General features: G+C 72.0%; 12 protein-coding genes. 5 read left to right on the forward strand and 7 right to left on the reverse strand.

Annotation, left to right across the window (positions count from 1 at the left end):
- Positions 1-456: 456 nt before the first annotated feature.
- From ACGH2B_RS02710 to sph, 3 genes are all read left to right on the forward strand, one after another.
- The gene (locus ACGH2B_RS02710; protein WP_399083442.1) at positions 457-1449 is read left to right on the forward strand and encodes an FAD-dependent oxidoreductase; all 993 of its coding nucleotides are present in this window, start codon (positions 457-459) and stop codon (positions 1447-1449) included.
- Positions 1450-1627: 178 nt separating this feature from the next.
- Positions 1628-3118: a M1 family metallopeptidase gene (locus tag ACGH2B_RS02715; RefSeq protein ID WP_399083445.1), complete on the forward strand. Its 1491-nt coding sequence runs from the start codon at positions 1628-1630 to the stop codon at positions 3116-3118.
- 195 nt (positions 3119-3313) lie between these two features.
- Positions 3314-4291 (forward strand): sphingomyelin phosphodiesterase, encoded by a 978-nt coding sequence (gene sph, locus ACGH2B_RS02720; protein ID WP_399083448.1) that lies wholly within the window; start codon positions 3314-3316, stop codon positions 4289-4291.
- Positions 4292-4369: 78 nt separating this feature from the next.
- Here sph and ACGH2B_RS02725 read toward each other — a convergent pair whose 3' ends face one another.
- On the reverse strand, positions 4370-5851 hold the full coding sequence (locus ACGH2B_RS02725; RefSeq protein WP_399083451.1) for an amino acid permease: 1482 nt from the start codon (positions 5849-5851) through the stop codon (positions 4370-4372).
- A gap of 359 nt (positions 5852-6210) precedes the next feature.
- Between ACGH2B_RS02725 and ACGH2B_RS02730 the strand changes: the two genes are divergently transcribed.
- Positions 6211-6957 carry a MerR family transcriptional regulator gene (locus ACGH2B_RS02730; protein WP_399083454.1) on the forward strand — a complete coding sequence of 249 codons (747 nt, stop codon included), beginning with the start codon at positions 6211-6213 and terminating at the stop codon, positions 6955-6957.
- Between the two features lie 539 nt (positions 6958-7496).
- Here ACGH2B_RS02730 and ACGH2B_RS02735 read toward each other — a convergent pair.
- The 4 genes from ACGH2B_RS02735 to ACGH2B_RS02750 all read right to left on the reverse strand — a co-directional run bounded on the left by ACGH2B_RS02735 (position 7497) and on the right by ACGH2B_RS02750 (position 13400).
- Positions 7497-9662, reverse strand: coding sequence for a 3-hydroxyacyl-CoA dehydrogenase NAD-binding domain-containing protein (locus tag ACGH2B_RS02735; protein WP_399096645.1), 2166 nt, complete (start codon positions 9660-9662; stop codon positions 7497-7499).
- A gap of 50 nt (positions 9663-9712) precedes the next feature.
- Positions 9713-10927 carry an acetyl-CoA C-acetyltransferase gene (locus tag ACGH2B_RS02740; protein WP_399083457.1) on the reverse strand — a complete coding sequence of 405 codons (1215 nt, stop codon included), beginning with the start codon at positions 10925-10927 and terminating at the stop codon, positions 9713-9715.
- A gap of 60 nt (positions 10928-10987) precedes the next feature.
- The gene (locus ACGH2B_RS02745; RefSeq protein WP_399083460.1) at positions 10988-12130 is read right to left on the reverse strand and encodes an acyl-CoA dehydrogenase family protein; all 1143 of its coding nucleotides are present in this window, start codon (positions 12128-12130) and stop codon (positions 10988-10990) included.
- Between the two features lie 61 nt (positions 12131-12191).
- Positions 12192-13400 carry a CaiB/BaiF CoA transferase family protein gene (locus tag ACGH2B_RS02750; protein ID WP_399083463.1) on the reverse strand — a complete coding sequence of 403 codons (1209 nt, stop codon included), beginning with the start codon at positions 13398-13400 and terminating at the stop codon, positions 12192-12194.
- 569 nt (positions 13401-13969) lie between these two features.
- Here ACGH2B_RS02750 and ACGH2B_RS02755 point away from each other — a divergent pair.
- A complete protein-coding gene (locus ACGH2B_RS02755) occupies positions 13970-14710 on the forward strand; it encodes an MgtC/SapB family protein (protein WP_399083466.1) in 741 nt (246 codons plus the stop codon).
- 13 nt (positions 14711-14723) lie between these two features.
- Here the strand turns inward: ACGH2B_RS02755 and ACGH2B_RS02760 are convergent, their stop codons facing one another.
- Positions 14724-15653, reverse strand: a complete 930-nt coding sequence (locus tag ACGH2B_RS02760; RefSeq protein ID WP_399083469.1) for a dihydrodipicolinate synthase family protein — start codon at positions 15651-15653, stop codon at positions 14724-14726.
- Between the two features lie 367 nt (positions 15654-16020).
- On the reverse strand, positions 16021-16737 hold the full coding sequence (locus ACGH2B_RS02765) for an endonuclease V (protein ID WP_399083472.1): 717 nt from the start codon (positions 16735-16737) through the stop codon (positions 16021-16023).
- Between the last annotated feature and the right edge of the window lie 25 nt (positions 16738-16762).

Below are 16762 nucleotides of genomic sequence, written 5' to 3' on the forward strand. Positions count from 1 at the left end.
GTGCTGGTCACCAGCGTACGCGGCGGATCTTCCCCCTGTCGGGAGCCGCCCGCGGCACGGCACGGTCCTCCGGGAGCGGCCGGGCCTCTCCGGGCGCACGACCCGACCGGTGCGGTGCGGGCGGCCCGTCCGGTGCGCACGGCCCGCCGTCCCCGGGACATGCGCCACGGCTCGCACGGAAGGGACGGCCCGCCGTCCTGGGACAGCCGTCCCGGGACACGGGCACAGCCGCCCGGCGGCAACAGCGCGCCCTCTCCCCGGGGCACCCGCCACGCCCCGCACCCGCCGGACGCCACCGCACCGCGGGCCCGTCTCCGCACCGCACCGCGGCCCCGGCCCCGTCTGCGCACCGCCCCGAGGCATACGCCCTCCCCGCCCCAGGTCACCCGCGCGCGTACGCCATCCGTGGGCGGGCCTGCTCTCGCCCGGTCGAACGGCAGCCGATAGCGTCCGGGTATGACGAGCGAGGCGAACGACATTCTGGTGATCGGTGGCGGTGTCATCGGTCTGACCTCGGCCATCGTGCTGGCGGAGGGCGGGCACCGGGTGCGGTTGGTGAGCCGGGACCCGGCCGCCGACTCCACCTCAGCGGTGGCGGGCGGACTGTGCTGGCCCTACCGCATCCAGCCGCACGCGCCCGCGGTGCGGTGGTCCCTGCGCGGCTTCGAGATCCTGAGCCGGCTCGCCGAACGGCCGCGGGAGACCGGAGCGCGGATGGTGGCCGGGACGATGACGGAACCGGCGGCCGCCGGGCCGGAGGACGACGGCGATCCGCTCGCCGCCTGGTACGCCGCGGTGCCCGGTCTGCGCCGGGCCCGCCCCGACGAGGTCCCCGAGGGCCACACCGGCCGGCGGGCCCGGACCCCGCTCGTCGACATGCCGACGCATCTGCACTACCTGGAGCAGCGGCTCCGCGCGGCCGGCGGCACGGTGGAGCGCACCACGTTCACCTCGCTCGCCGAGGCGGGCCAGGAAGCGCCCGTGGTGGTGAACTGCTCGGGTCTCGGCGCCCGTGAGCTGGTGCCGGACCCGCAGGTCCACCCGGTGCAGGGTCAGTTGGTCGTGGTGGCCGACCCGGGCATCGAGGAGTGGTACGTCTGTGCCGCCCCGGGCGCCACGGACACCACGTACGTCCTGCCGCAGCCGTACGGCGTGGTGGTCGGCGGCACCGCGCACGAGAACGCCTGGTCGACGGAGCCCGACCCGGCGGTGGCCGAGGCGATCGTGGCGCGCGCCGCCCGGCGGTTCCCCGCGCTGGCCGGGGCCGAGGTCCTGGCACACCGGGTGGGGCTGCGGCCCGCCCGCGCCGCGGTCCGGTTGGAGGGGGAGCGGCTGCCCGGCGGCGCCTGGTGCGTGCACAACTACGGCCACGGCGGCGCGGGCGTCACCGTCGCGTGGGGCTGCGCCGACGAGGTCCGGCGGCTGGTGTACGAGGCACCGGCCGTGTGACGTACGGGGCGCGGCCGCCGGGCCGGACCCGGCGGCCGCGGCGCACCGGACCCGAAGCCTCCGCCGTACCCCGCCCCTCATGTCGTTCATGTGTCAATTGAGGCCATGGACATGACGAGGGGCGGGAGCGTACATAGGGTCGGAACGGTTCGACCACCCCTACGAGTTGGAGGACTCGGTGCGTCACAGACTCCTCGTCCCGGGCGCGGCCGCGCTCAGTCTGCTGCTGGCGATCCCGGCATCGGCGGCGAGCTTCACCCCCGGCGCGCCCGGTGCGGGCGACTCCTACTACCCGGAGAGCGGGAACGGCGGCTACGACGTCTCCCACTACGACCTGCGCCTGAAGTACCAGCCGAAGACGGACCTCCTGGAGGGCACCGCGACGCTGCTGGCCACCACCACCCAGGACCTGTCCCGCTTCAACCTCGACTTCGGTCTGAAGGTCAGCGAGGTCCGCGTCGACGGCAAGAAGGCGAAGTTCGCCGCCACCGGCGCCCACGAGCTGCAGATCACCCCGGCGGCGCCGCTGGAGCGCGGCAAGCGGATCAGCGTGGTGGTGCGCTACGCCGGCAAGCCCTCCGAGGTGAAGATCGACGGCTACACCGCGTGGGCCCGTACGCCCGACGGCGGCGTGGCGGCGCAGGAGCCCGACTCCGCCGTGTGGTGGTACCCGAGCAACGACCACCCCACCGACAAGGCGACGTACGACATCTCGGTCTCCGTGCCCGACGGCACCCAGGCGATCAGCAACGGCGTACTGGCCTCGCAGACCTCCAAGCTCGGCTGGACGCGCTACAACTGGCGCTCCGACAAGCCGCAGGCCACCTATCTGACGACGCTCGCCGTCGGCAAGTTCGACGTCACCACCGGCACCACCGAGGGCGGCGTGCCCGTGATCAACGCCGTCAGCAAGGACCTCGGCGCCAACGAGGGTGCCGCCCGCGCCAGCATCGAGCGCACCGCCGAGATCACCGGCTGGCTGGAGAAGGTCTACGGCCACTACCCCTTCAACGCCGTCGGCGGCTACGTCCCGAACGTCCCCGCCGGGTACGCGCTGGAGACCCAGACCCGCCCGTTCTACGGGAAGAAGGCGTTCGACCGCGGCGCCAACGTCTCCGTCGTCGTCCACGAACTGGCCCACCAGTGGTTCGGCGACAGTGTCTCGCTGAAGGACTGGAAGGACATCTGGATCAACGAGGGCTTCGCGGCGTACGCGCAGTGGCTCTGGTCCGAGAAGGAGGGCGAGGGCACCGCCCAGGAGCTGGCCGACTACGTCTACGACCAGCACCCGGCCGACGACCCGTTCTGGACCGTGAAGCCCGGCGACCCGGGCTCGGACAAGCAGTTCGACGACGCCGTCTACGACCGTGGCGCGGTGGCCCTCCAGGCGCTCCGCAACAAGCTCGGCGACAAGGTCTTCTTCGGCCTGCTGAAGTCGTGGCCGCAGGAGCACGCGTACGGCAACGCCTCCGTCGCCGACTTCGTGGCGTTCGCCGAGAAGAAGTCCGGCAAGCCGCTCGCGGACTTCTTCGACACCTGGCTGTTCCAGCCGTCCAAGCCGTCGGCGGGCGCGGCCCGGCAGGCCCTCGGCGCCCGCGCCGCGACCCCGGCGCCCCGCCCCGCCTCATGGCCGAAGATCGCGGCCACGCACTCGGTCCACCAGGGCTGAGCGCGCGGAACGGTATGACCGGGACCGGGGCGCGGTGGCCGTACGCGGCGGCCGCGCCCCGGTCCGTCCGCGGACGGGCGCCCCGGTCCGTCACCGCCGGGGAATCCCGCGCACACCGGACGGTTACCAAGAGGTAACCGCGGCTGGTTGGATGGGCGGCGCCGGGTCACGCCCCCACCCCCACAGGGAGTTTCCGTGCCGTACCTCTCGCCGCGCGCCCGCCGGAGCACCGCGCTCACCGCGGCGCTGACCGCCACCGTCCTCGCCGCCACCGCGCCGGGCGCCTCGGGCGCGACGCCGCCCCCGCACCTGAAGGTGCTCACGTACAACGCGTTCCTGATGAGCCAAACGCTCTACCCCAACTGGGGCCAGGACCACCGCGCCCAGGCGATACCCGACGCGGACTTCTTCCAGGGCAACGACGTCGTGATCCTTCAGGAGGCGTTCGACAACTCCTCCTCCGACGCCCTCAAGGCGCGGGCCGCCGCGCGCTACCCGCACCAGACGCCGGTGGTCGGCCGCACCAAGGACGGCTGGGACGCCACCGGCGGCGCCTACTCCGCGACCACCCCGGAGGACGGCGGGGTGACGCTGCTGAGCAAGTGGCCGCTGCTGCGCAAGGAGCAGTACGTCTACAAGGACGCCTGCGGCTCGGACGCCCTCTCCAACAAGGGCTTCGTCTACGCCGTTCTGGATGTGGACGGCACGAAGGTGCACGTCGTGGGCGTCCACACCCAGTCGACGGACTCCGGCTGCAAGGCGGGCGAGGCGGCCGCCGACCGCGCCGCGCAGCTCAAGGAGCTGGACGCCTTCCTCGACGCGAAGAAGATCCCCGCGGACGAGGAGGTGATGGTCGCCGGTGACCTCAACATCGACTCCCGCGGCCCGGAGTACGACGCGCTGCTGGCCAACGCGGACCTGGCGCCGGCCGACAGCCGCACCGGCCACCCGTACTCCTTCGACACCCAGGAGAACTCGATCGCCAAGGACCGCTACCCGAACGATCCGCGCGAGGACCTGGACTACGTCCTGCACCGCAACGGCCACGCCCGGCCGAGCGGCTGGGGCAACACCGTCGTCAAGGAGGAGTCGGCCCCCTGGACCGTCTCAAGCTGGGGCAAGCAGTACACCTACACCAATCTCTCCGACCACTACCCGCTGATCGGCGGCTAGCCGGTACGCACACGGGAGGGCGGCCACGGGGACCGGAGTCCGCCGCGACCGCCCTCCCGTACGAGGTGGCCTATGCGGTCACTGCGGCGTCCCCTGCCCGCTCACTTCGGCTTCCCGCTCCGCGGCGAGACGGCCGACCCGGCCGCGCACCACGAACCAGCCGCCGACCAGCGCCAGCGCGAGGACGGGGATCAGCATCACGGTCTGCCGTCCGACACCGTCGTCGAACCACATCAGCACGATGACACCGAGCAGGAACGCGATCGTCACCAGGTCCGTGACCGGCGTACCGGGAAGCCGGAAACGGGGCCGTTGGACCACGCCCTCCTTGGCGCGGCGCACGAACACCATGTGACAGATCATGATCGTGCACCAGGTGCTGATGATGCCGAGCGCCGCGATGTTCAGCACGATCTCGAACGCCTTGCCCGGCACGAGGTAGTTGAGCACGACGCCGAGCACACAGACGGCGGAGGTGAGCAGGATGCCGCCGTACGGCACCTGGTTGCGGTTCATCAGCCCGGCGAACTTCGGGGCGGAGCCCGCCATGGACATGGAGCGCAGGATGCGGCCGGTCGAGTAGAGGCCGGAGTTGAGGCTCGACATCGCGGCGGTCAGCACGACGAGGTTCATCACATCACCGGCGGCCGGCACTCCGACGTTGGAGAGCACGGTCACGAACGGGCTCTCCCCGCCGGTGTACTTGTTCCACGGCAGCAGCAGCGTCAGCAGCAGCACCGAGCCGACGTAGAAGACGCCCACCCGCCACATGATCGAGTTGACCGCCTTGGGGACGACCTTCGCGGGCTCACTGGTCTCACCGGCGGTGACACCGACCAGCTCGACGGCGGAGTACGCGAAGACGACGCCCTGCAGCACGATCACCACGGGCAGCAGCCCGGTCGGGAAGAAGCCGCCGTTGTCGGAGAGCAGATGCAGCCCCGGGGTCTGTCCGTCCACCGGGTGCTGGGTGGCCAGCAGGAAGATGCCGATGAACATGAACACGACCAGCGCCGCGACCTTGATGATCGCGAACCAGAATTCCAGCTCACCGAAGATCTTGACCGAGATCAGGTTGACGGTGAGCACCACAGCGAGGGCGATCAACGCCATCACCCACTGCGGAATGTCGGTGAACATGCTCCAGTAGTGGGTGTAAAGGGCAATCGCGGTGATGTCGGCGATACCGGTCGTGGACCAGTTGACCACATACATCCAGCCAGCGACGTAGGCGCCCTTCTCCCCGAGGAATTCCCGGGCATACGAGACGAACGAGCCGGACGACGGGCGGTGCACGACCAGCTCACCGAGGGCCCGGACGACGAAGAAGGCGAAGAGGCCGCAGACCGCGTAGGCGATGGCCAGCGCCGGTCCGGCGGAGTGCAGTCGGCCGCCCGCACCGAGGAAGAGGCCGGTTCCGATCGCTCCGCCGATGGCGATCATGTTGATGTGGCGGCCCTTGAGGGCCTTGCTGTAGCCGGCGTCCCCCGCGTCCTGGCGTCCGCCGCCACCCCCACCCGGCGGCTGCGTTGTTTCTTCCGTGACCGTCTCTGTACTCACTGGTGGTTCAACTCGCTTTCAGGCGGGCACCGGGAACCATGGCCGAATCCCGTGGTTCGCACGAAGGGCCGACGGCACACCTTCCCCGAACCCGGGCCCCCCGTCTGTGACCTGGATCACATGAGATATCAGCCATTTTGAAGTTGGGGCCTTTTGCCCGCTGTTGCACCCGGCGGACATTTTGAAAACGCCGTCCCGCACACGCCCGGATGAATTCCGGCGATCTTCCCGGGAAATGCCGGCGAACGGCCGCGGCGTTCCCGGCTCCGCACCGAAGCGCCCGCTCAGAACACCGCGCGGAATCCGCGGAACCCCTCCAGAGGTTTCACACAATTGGTGAGACAGCAATACTGTCCCGCATGAAAGAGTCCGCCACGGAGACCGGAACCGGGTCCGGCACCGCTCTGACCGTCGACGAACTGGCCGCCCGCGCCGGCGTCACCGTCCGCACGATCCGCTTCTACAGCACCCGGGGGCTGCTGCCCCCGCCGGAGATCGGCCCCCGCCGCGTCGGCCGCTACGGTCCCGACCACCTCTCCCGCCTCGCGCTGATCGAGGAACTCCAGCACCAGGGCATGACCCTGTCGGCGATCGAACGCTATCTGCGGCAGCTACCGCCCGATCTGAGCGCCCAGGACCTGGCCATCCACCGCGCGCTGGTGGCGAGCTGGATCCCGGACAAAGCCGAGGAGACCACCCGTGACCTGCTGGAACGCCGCGTCGGCCGGGAGCTGACCGAGGACGATCTGGACCGGCTGGCGGCGATGAGCGTCCTGGTCCGCACCGACGACGCGGACGTCTTCCAGGTCGACCCGGGACTGCTGCACCTGGGCACCCGGCTGCTGGACGTACCGATCGCGCTGGAGACGATCCTCGCGGCCCGCACCGTCGTGCTGGAACACACCCGCTCGGCGGCGCGCGAGCTGAGCCGCCTCTTCAAGGACGAGGTCTGGGAGCCGTACCGCGAGGGCACCCCCGACGCCGAGGACGTCGCCCGCATCAAATCCCTCTCCGCCCACATGCAACCGATGGTGGTCCAGGCCCTGGTCACCGCCTTCCAACGCTCGATGCGCGAGGAACTGCGGGAGGCGTTCGGGGAGGGCTAGGGGGACGAAGGCCGCGAGCCACGACGCGGGCAAGGTCCGGGCGGGGTGGCCTGGTGGGGTTGCCTGGTGGGGTGGCCTCGCCCGGACTCGGGTCCGGCGCTGGGGGCGGCTCGGGTACGGAGCTGGAAAGGCGGCTCGGGTCTCGGCCGGGTTGCGGGGCGGCGAGCCGGGGCCGAGGGGGATGCGGGCTCGGGCCGTCGGCGCGGTGACCGGGTGGGGTCGGCTCGGATGCCGGGCGGGTCGGCCGGTGGCGAGGCTTCGGGTACGGGGCGGACGGGCCAGGGGCTGTGGCGTCGGGCTCGGGCCGAGTGGCTCGGTGGGCTCGGGCCGGGTGCCTGGTGGGCTCGGGTCCAGCGCTGGGGCCGGCGCTGGGGGCGGCTCGGGCCCGGCGCTGGGGCGGGGGCCGCCTCGGGTGCCGGGCGGGTCGGGGCGTGGGCGGCGGGCCGGGGCGTGGGTTACGGCCGGGCACGGCGGGGCGAGGCTCTCCCGCCGTGCCCGGATCCGGCCGTCACCCGGGCCCCGGCCCCGGTCCCGGCCGCTCAGGCGTCCTGGAAGATCTCTCCCCTCTCCGCCTTTTCGACGAGCAGGGCGGGCGGTGCGAAGCGCTCGCCGTACGCCGCCGCCAGCTCGCGGGCGCGGGCCACGAAGCCGGGCAGACCGCCGTCGTAGCCGTTGATGTACTGGAGCACGCCGCCGGTCCAGCCGGGGAAGCCGATGCCGAGGATGGAGCCGATGTTGGCGTCGGCGACCGAGGTCAGCACGCCTTCCTCGAAGCAGCGGACGGTGTCCAGCGCCTCGGCGAACAGCATCCGCTCCTGCATGTCACGGAACGGGATCGCGGCGTCCGGCCGGGTGAAGTGCTCGCGCAGCCCCGGCCACAGACCGCTGCGGGTGCCGTCCTCGGCGTAGTCGTAGAAACCGGCGCCGCCGCTGCGCCCGGTGCGGCCGAACTCGTCGACCATCCGGTCGACGACCGCGTCGGAGGGGTGCGCCGGCCAGCTTCCGCCGGCCGCCTCCACGGCGCGCTGCGTCTCCCGGCGGATCTTGCGCGGCAGTGTCAGCGTCAGCTCGTCCATCAAGGAGAGCACCTTCGCCGGGTATCCGGCCTGCGCGGCGGCCTGTTCGACGGAGGCCGGGTCGAGGCCCTCGCCGACCATCGCCACGCCCTCGTTGATGAACTGGCCGATGACCCGCGAGGTGAAGAATCCCCGCGAGTCGTTGACCACGATCGGGGTCTTGCGGATCTGCCGGACCAGGTCGAACGCGCGGGCCAGCGCCGCGTCACCCGTGCGCTCGCCCTTGATGATCTCCACCAGCGGCATCTTGTCGACCGGCGAGAAGAAGTGCAGGCCGATGAAGTCGGCGTCCCGCCGCACGCCCTCGGCCAACTGCGAGATGGGCAGCGTCGAGGTGTTGGAGCACAGCAGCGCGTCGGGCGCCACGATGTTCTCGATCTCCTGGAAGACCTTGTGCTTGAGCGCGGTGTCCTCGAAAACCGCCTCGATCACGGCGTCACAGCCCGCGAGGTCCCGCGGATCGGCGGTGGGGGTGATCCGGGCGAGGAGTTCGTCCCGCTTGCGCTCGGTGGTACGGCCACGGGCCAGCGCCTTGGCGAGCAGCCCCTCGGAGTACGCCTTGCCCTTGGCGGCGGCCTCCGGCGAGACGTCCTTCAGGACGACCTGCATCCCCGCCCGGGCACAGCTATAGGCGATACCCGCCCCCATCATCCCGGCACCGAGGACGGCGACCTTCTCGACGGGGCGGGGCGCGACGCCCTCGGGGCGGCTGGCGCCGGAGTTGACGGCCTGGAGGTCGAAGAAGAACGCCTGGATCATGTTCTTCGAGATCTGGCCGGTGACCAGCTCGGTGAAGTACCGCGCCTCGATGGTCTGAGCGGTCTCGAAGTCGACCTGGGAGCCCTCGACCGCGGCGGCGAGGATGTTGCGCGGCGCCGGGTAGGGCGCGCCGTTGAGCTGCTTCTTGAGGTTGGCGGGGAACGCCGGGAGGTTGGCGGCGAACTTCGGCTGCGCCGGGGTGCCGCCGGGGATGCGGTACCCCTTGGTGTCCCAGGGCTGCTGGGATTCCGGGTGTGCGTCGATGAACGCGCGGGCCTTGGCGAGGAGTTCCTCGGGGGTGGCGGCGACGTCGTGGATCAGCCCGGCGTCCTTGGCCCGTACGGCGTTGTACTGCGTGCCCTGGAGCAGCACCTTGAGCAGGGCGTCGGCGATGCCGAGGAGGCGGACGGTGCGGGTGACGCCGCCGCCCGCGGGCAGCAGGCCGAGGGTGACCTCCGGCAGGCCGATCTTGGTGCCGGGGGTGTCGAGGGCGATGCGGTGGTGGCAGGCGAGCGCGATTTCGTAACCGCCGCCGAGGGCCGCGCCGTTGAGGGCGGCGACGACAGGTTTGCCGAGGGTTTCGATACGGCGCAGATCGCGCTTGATGCCCATGCCCGCCTCGAATGCCCGCTGGGCGCCCTCGGGGGTGACGGCGATCAGTTCGCGCAGGTCACCCCCGGCGAAGAAGGTTTTTTTGGCGGAGGTGACGATGACGCCGCGGACGGTGTCCGCTTCGGCCTCCAGGCGGTCGGCGACCGCGGTGAGGGAGGACTTGAAGGCGTCGTTCATGGTGTTGGCGGACTGACCGGGGTCGTCCAGGACCAGGGTGACCACGCCGGTCTCGTCCTGCTCCCAGCGGATGGTCGTCATCGCAGAGGTCTCGCTCACTGTGGCTTCTCCGTAAGGGGTGGGACGGGCGGTCAGAGACGCTCGATGACGGTGGCGATGCCCATGCCGCCGCCGACGCAGAGGGTGGCCAGGCCGTACCGCTTGTCCTGACGCTCCAGCTCGTCGACGAGGGTGCCGACGAGCATCGCGCCGGTGGCGCCCAGCGGGTGACCCATGGCGATGGCGCCGCCGTTGACGTTGATCTTGTCGAGGGGGAGCTCCATGTCCTGGGCGAACCGCAGGACCACGGCGGCGAAGGCTTCGTTGATCTCGACGAGGTCGATGTCGTCGATGGTCAGCCCGGCTTTGGCGAGTGCCTTGCGGGCCGCGGGCGCGGGACCGGTCAGCATGATCGTCGGGTCGGCGCCGGAGACCGCGGCGGCGGCGATCCGGGCCCGGGGCGTCAGACCGTGGCGCTCGCCGACGGCGGCGTTGCCGATGGCGACCAGGGCGGAGCCGTCGACGATGCCGGAGGAGTTGCCCGCGTGGTGGACGTGGTCGATCTTCTCGACCCAGTGGTACTTCTGCAGCGCGACGGCGTCGAAGCCGCCCGCCTCGCCGATCGTCGCGAAGGACGGTTTGAGGCCGGCCAGCGATTCGGCGGTGGTGCCGGGGCGGATGTGTTCGTCGCGGTCGAGGACGACCAGGCCGTTCCGGTCGCGCACCGGGACGACGGAGCGGTCGAAGCGGCCTTCCTTCCACGCCTGGGCGGCGCGTTCCTGGGAGCGGGCGGCGAAGGTGTCGACGTCGTGCCGGGTGAATCCGCCGAGGGTGGCGATGAGGTCGGCGCCGACGCCCTGCGGGACGAAGTTGGTCTCGAAGTTGGTCATCGGGTCGAGGTGCCAGGCGCCGCCGTCGGAGGCCATCGGCACCCGTGACATGGACTCGACGCCGCCGGCCAGGACCAGGTCCTCCCATCCGGAGCGGACCTTGGCGGCGGCGAGGTTGACGGCTTCCAGCCCGGAGGCACAGAAGCGGTTCTCCTGGACCCCGGCCACCGTGTCGGGCAGCCCCGCGGCGATGGCCGCGATCTTGGCGATGTCGGATCCCTGGTCGCCGATGGGGCTGACCACGCCGAGGACGATGTCGTCGATGGCGGCCGGGTCCAGTCCGGGGAAGCGGCGGCGCAGTTCGTGGATGAGGCCGACGACGAGGTCGACCGGCTTGGTGCCGTGCAGGGCGCCGTTGGCCTTGCCGCGGCCGCGCGGGGTGCGGATCGCGTCGTACACGTACGCTTCGGTGCTCAAGTCAGGCAGCCTTTCGGATGAGGGGAAAGCCTCGGCGGGCGGCGGGGCGCGGCGGTGGGGTCAGCCGAGCAGGGAGCGGCCGATGATCTCTTTCATGATCTCCGTCGTCCCTCCGTAGATGGTCTGGATGCGGCCGTCGGTGAATGCCCTGGCCACCGGGGTCTCGGTCATGTAGCCGTAGCCGCCGTGGAGTTGCAGGCAGCGGTCGGCGACGCGTTTGTGCAGTTCGGTGGCCCACCACTTGGCCATCGAGGCGTGTACCGCGTCCAGCTCCCCGGCGGAGTGGTCGGCTATGCAGCGGTCCAGGAAGGCGCGGGTGACGGCGCATTCGGTGGCCATCTCGGCGATCTCGAAGCGGATGTGCTGGAGCCGCGCGAGCGGACGGCCGAACGCCTCGCGTTCCTTGACGTACCGGGTGGTGATCTCCAGCAGGTGTTCGGCGCCCGCGATGCCGGAGACGGCGATGCCCATCCGCTCCTGTGCGAGATGCGTCATCAGGTGGACGAAGGCGCCGTTCAGCTCGCCGAGGAGATTCTCCTTGGGCACCCGGACGTCGTGGAAGAAGAGTTCCGCGGTGTCCTGGGACTTCTGGCCGATCTTGTCGAGGTTGCGGCCGCGCTCGAAGCCGTCCATCCCGCGCTCGACGACGAGGAGGCTCAGGCCGTGCGCCCCGCCCTCGGGGGTGGTGCGGGCGACGACGAGGACGAGGTCGGCGAGGACGCCGTTGGAGATGAAGGTCTTGGAGCCGTTGAGGAGCCAGTGGTCACCGTGGTCGGTGGCGGTGGTGCGGATGCCCTGGAGGTCGGATCCGGCGCCGGGTTCGGTCATCGCGATGGCGGTGATGATCTCGCCGCCGCAGAACCCGGGAAGCCACCGGCGTTTCTGCTCATCGGTGGCGAGCGTCGTGAGGTAGGGGCCGATGATGTCGTTGTGCAGCCCGACGGCGAGGCCCGGCGTACCCGCGCGGGTGAACTCCTCGGCCAGCACGGCGCTGTAGCGGAAGTCGGGGTTACCTCCGCCGCCGTACTCCTCGGGGACGGCCAGGCCCAGCAGCCCCTGGCGGCCGGCGGCCCGCCAGGCGTCCCGGCTGACGATGCCGTCGCGCTCCCACTGTGCGTAGTACGGGGTGACCTCCTTGGCGAGGAAGGTCCGTACCGTCTCGCGGAAGGCTTCGTGGTCCGCGGTGAAGATCTGACGCTTCATGGTGTGCTGGCCCTCCCGGGAGCCGGATTGCGGTGAGCGGCGAAGGGACGCGCGGCGTCTGTCAGCGGACCTCCCGCTCACCGGGACGGCCCGGCCGTGCGGGATCCGCCGCGGGCGGTTCCGGGGTGGGTGGCGGGATGTCCGGCGGGTCGGTGAGCAGGGCGGGGACGGACCAGTCGCGGGCGATCTCCTCGGTGTCGGCGCCCGGTCGGGCCGGCGGCCGGCGAACGGCTCCGGGGGTGCGGGAGAACCGGGGCGCGGGGGCGGGCTGGGTGAGCCCCCCGTGGTCGAGGAAGGTGCCGCGGGCGGCCAGATGCGGATGGCCCGGCGCCTCGCGCAGCGACAGCACCGGGGCCACGCAGGCGTCGGTGCCCTCGAAGACGGCCGTCCACTCGGCGCGGGTGCGCTCCTGGAAGCGGGCGGCGATGGCGTCACGGAGCGCGTCCCAGGACGCGAGGTCACCGCGCTCGGGTACCTGGCCCTCGACGCCGAGCAGGCGGATGAACTCGGCGTAGAACTGCGGCTCCAGTGCGCCGACCGCCATATGACCGCCGTCCGCCGTCCGGTACGTGCCGTAGAAGGGGGCGCCGCCGTCGAGGAGGTTGGCGCCGCGGCGGTCCTGCCAGCCGCCGGCGGCGAGCATGCCGTGGATCATCGAGGAGAGGTGGGCGGTGCCGTCGACGATGGCGGCGTCGACGACCTGTCCGGTGCCGCCGGGGGCGGCGGCGTGCCGGAGTGCGGCGAGGAGCCCGATGACGAGGTAGAGCGCGCCACCCGCGTAGTCGCCGAGGAGGTTGGCGGGGACGGCGGGCGGGGCGTCCGGCGTGCCGATCATGCCGAGGGTGCCGGTGACCGCGATGTAGGAGATGTCGTGTCCGGCGGTCCCGGCGAGCGGTCCCTGCTGGCCCCAGCCGGTCATCCGGCCGTAGACGAGCCGTTCGTTGCGTGCCAGGCACACCTCGGGGCCGATGCCCAGGCGCTCGGCGACGCCGGGGCGGTACCCCTCGATGAGGATGTCGGCGCGCTCGGCCAACTCCAGCACCCGCTCCACGCCCCGGGGCGTCTTGAGGTCGGCCACGACCGAGCGTTTGTTGCGGTTGGTGAGGTCGCACGCCGGGTCGATGCCCAGCGCCACGCCGCCCGGGCGGTCGACGCGTACGACATCGGCGCCGAGGTCGGCGAGGGTCATGGCGGCGAAGGGGCCGGGGCCGATGCCCGCCAGCTCCACCACGCGTACCCCGCTGAGCGGGCCGTTGCCTGACTCCGTCATCGTGCTCCCCGCTCTTCCGCACTGTGACACTTCTGATGTAACACCCGCGATGTTAAGAACGTGTTCCACTTTCCACAAGCCCCCTGGGCATCGCTTCCGCACCCCTGGAACGACAACGGCGGCGAGGCTCAACCGCCCTCGCCGCCACGGGTCTTGCACGCCTGCTCGCGCGCCGCTATCCCCCGTCGAACCCGGCGATGGGCCACGACGGGGCTATGCCGCGGTACGGCCATGCCACCGGGCCCCGCAGCGCTCCTCCGACGGCCACGGCGGTGCCCGCCCGGCGCCGCTCCCCCGCCGCGCCCGCGCACCCCGGGACGACAACCCGCCCGGGCGTCGCCCCTCCGCACACCTTCGCCATGCCGCCGACCCTCCTCTTCCGTTCCGTCTCCGCGGGCGCGCCCGCCTCGTCATGTGCCGGTCGCTCCGGCGCCGCTCCAAGCCGCTTCCGTCATCCGCGCGGACCGCGCCGGCGCGCTCTCCCGATCTCGTCACCCACGCTAACGGCGACCACTGACAACGGCCCGTGAAGCGGCGGCGCACAGGCGGCGCGGGAGGACAATGCGGGTATGTCGCATCTTCCCCTCGCCTCCTCGCTGTTCGCTTTCCAACCAGGTCAGGGCCCTCGTCAGTTCGCCGAGTTGGCCCTGGCGTTGTTGCTGTCGTCGCTGATCGGGATGGAACGGGAGGCCCGGCAGAAGAGTGCCGGGCTGCGGACGCACACGCTCGTCGGGGTCGGCAGCGCCCTCTTCATGGAGGTGTCGATCCACGGCTTCGGGGCGCTCCTGGGCGCGGACGGTGTGGCGCTGGACCCCTCCCGCGTCGCCGCGCAGGTCGTGTCCGGGATCGGCTTCATCGGCGGCGGCCTGATCTTCGTGAAGAAGGACGCGGTCCGGGGGCTGACGACCGCCGCCACCATCTGGCTGACCTGCGCCATCGGCATGGCGTGCGGCGGCGGACTGCCGTTGCTCGCCCTCGGGGCGACGGCGGTGCACTTCCTCGTCGTACGCGGTTTCGCGAAGGTGTCGGAGCGCATCGGCACCACACCGTCCGCGGAACAGTTCGAGTTGCGCCTGAGCTACCGCCCCCAACAGGGGCTGCTGGGCCGGATGCTGGAGCTGTGCACCGGCAGCGGCTTCCTCGTGTCCGACGTGCAGGTGGAGACCGGCCCTCCGGAGCGCGCCGTCTCCTCCGAGGTCCTGCTCCGTCTGGAAGGCACCGCGTCGGCGCACGCCCTGGTGGAGGCGCTCGCCGACCTCGACGGGGTGCGAGGGGTGCAGTTGGGCCGGCAGCCGGACACGACCGAGTGACGGCCCCCGCGCCTCAGAGCAGTTCCGCCTCCTCCAGCAGGCGGCGCACCGCATCGCGCGCGGCGCCGTCCAGCGGGATCTGCGGCGGCGCGGTGGCCGGGCAGCCGATGACGCCCAGGAGATGCAGCGCCGCCTTGAGCGCCCCCATGGCCGATGACCCGCGGCCCATCACCGCCGCGTCACCCACATCGGCGAGCGCGAAGAGCGCGGCGAGCCGGTCCTGTTCGGCGGCGGCGGCACGCCAGTCGCCCGCGCGGGCGCGTTCGTGGAGCCGTACGTAGGCCGCGGGATCGATGTTGGCGAGCCCCGGTACGACGCCGTGCGCCCCGGCCAGCAGGGCACCGTCGGCGGCGAGTTCGCAGCCGGTGAGCACCGAGAACGGCCGGTCCAGGGCGGGCAGCCGCACGAGGAGGCGGCGCAGCGCGCCGAGGTCACCGCTGCTGTCCTCGATTCCGTCCAGGACGCCGTCCGCCGCCAGTTGGAGCACGGTGTCCGCGGAGAGTTCGGTGTGGACCGCGGCGGGGGCGTTGGAGGCGAAGAGCGGCAGGTCGACGGCGGAGCGGATGCGGCGGTAGTGGTCGGCGATCTCGGCCGGGTGGGTGCGGGTGCAGAAGGGCGCGGTGGCCACGATGCCGTCGGCCCCCAGCGCCTGGGCGGTGCGGGCGTGGTCGAGGACCCGGGTGGTCGCCATGTCGATGGCGCCGGCCAGTACGGGGAGCCGTCCGCGGGCCGCGGCGACGACCGTTTCGATGACGGTGCTGCGTCTGCCGTCCGACAGGCAGGCGGCCTCCCCGGTGGAGCCGAGCACGAACAGGGCGTCCACTCCGGCGTCGATGAGGTGCTCGGTGAGGGAGGCGAGCGAGTCGACGTCGACACGACCGGACGCGGTGAGCGGCGTGCACACGGGCGGCACAACGCCCGTGAGTGGTGCGGGGAGGGGCATGCAGGTCCAGCCTTCTGCCGTACGGGGCCGGTGGTGCGGGTGCGCGGCGGGGGCGCACAGGGCGGTGGGCCCGTACCCGCGCCGCCGTCCGGACATGGGACGTCCCATGTCATCGGTGAATGTGGACCAGGGCTGGCGGGGTGTCAAGACCATGAGATCGGAGGCGGTTCCCTGACGGGCGGGGAACGGAAGCCTGAATTCACGGACAAGGACGGCCCGAACCGTCCTCGGGATACGGTGAAAGCGCCTGTGGCACGGCAGTGGTCACGCGTTCCGGGGCGCGGGCGGGCGCCCGCGTGCCCGAGGGTTCGCACCACCGTTCCGGCACCCGGCCGGGTCCGGTTCATCGCCAGGCCCGGGCCGTGCCTCAGTTGGCGGCCAGTGCCCGGCGGCAGAGGGCGTCGGCGGCGCGGGTCGTCTCGGGCAGCCGGTACCGCGGCGCCAGGCGGAGCGTGTGCGCGCAGGCCCCGTCGAGGCCGGTGCGGTGCCCGACCGAGACGAAGACGGGCTTGACGCCCCGTTGCGTACGGAGCGCCCGGCCCACCTCTTCCGTGGTGCCGCCGCTGTCGTCCAGGAGCGGTGAGGTCGCCCCGCGTGCGTCGCCAGGGGGGTCGTAGCGGAAGGTGAAGGGGTTCTTGGCGACACCGATCGTGGGCAGACCGGTCAGGACCCCGAGATGGCCGGCGAGCCCGAACCGCCGCGGGTGCGCCCGCCCGTAGCCGTCGCACACCACCAGACCGGGCGTGCGCGCGAGACCCGCCAGCGCGTCGACGACCGTCGGAATCTCCCGGAAGGCCAGCAGTCCCGGAACGTAGGGGAAGGAGACACGGCCCACCGCGGTGGCCTCGTCCACGACCTCCAGGGTGCGGGCGTCCAGCGCCACGGCCGCTGCCGCGACGACGTCCCGCTCGTCGTCGTACGCCACGTCCACACCGACGACGGTGCCCTCGAAGTCCGGCGGCGGGCCCGGCTCGTCGAGGCGCACATGGCGCCGCAGCCGGTCCTGGACCGCGCGCGCCTCGGCCTCGTCGGCCGGCCAGTTCCGCAGTTCGTCGTCGAGGGAGACGGGGCTGGAGTTGTCCATGATGGCGCCCACGGTATCGAACGGG

The organism is Streptomyces sp. BBFR2 (assembly GCF_044497305.1).
GTDB lineage: Bacteria > Actinomycetota > Actinomycetes > Streptomycetales > Streptomycetaceae > Streptomyces.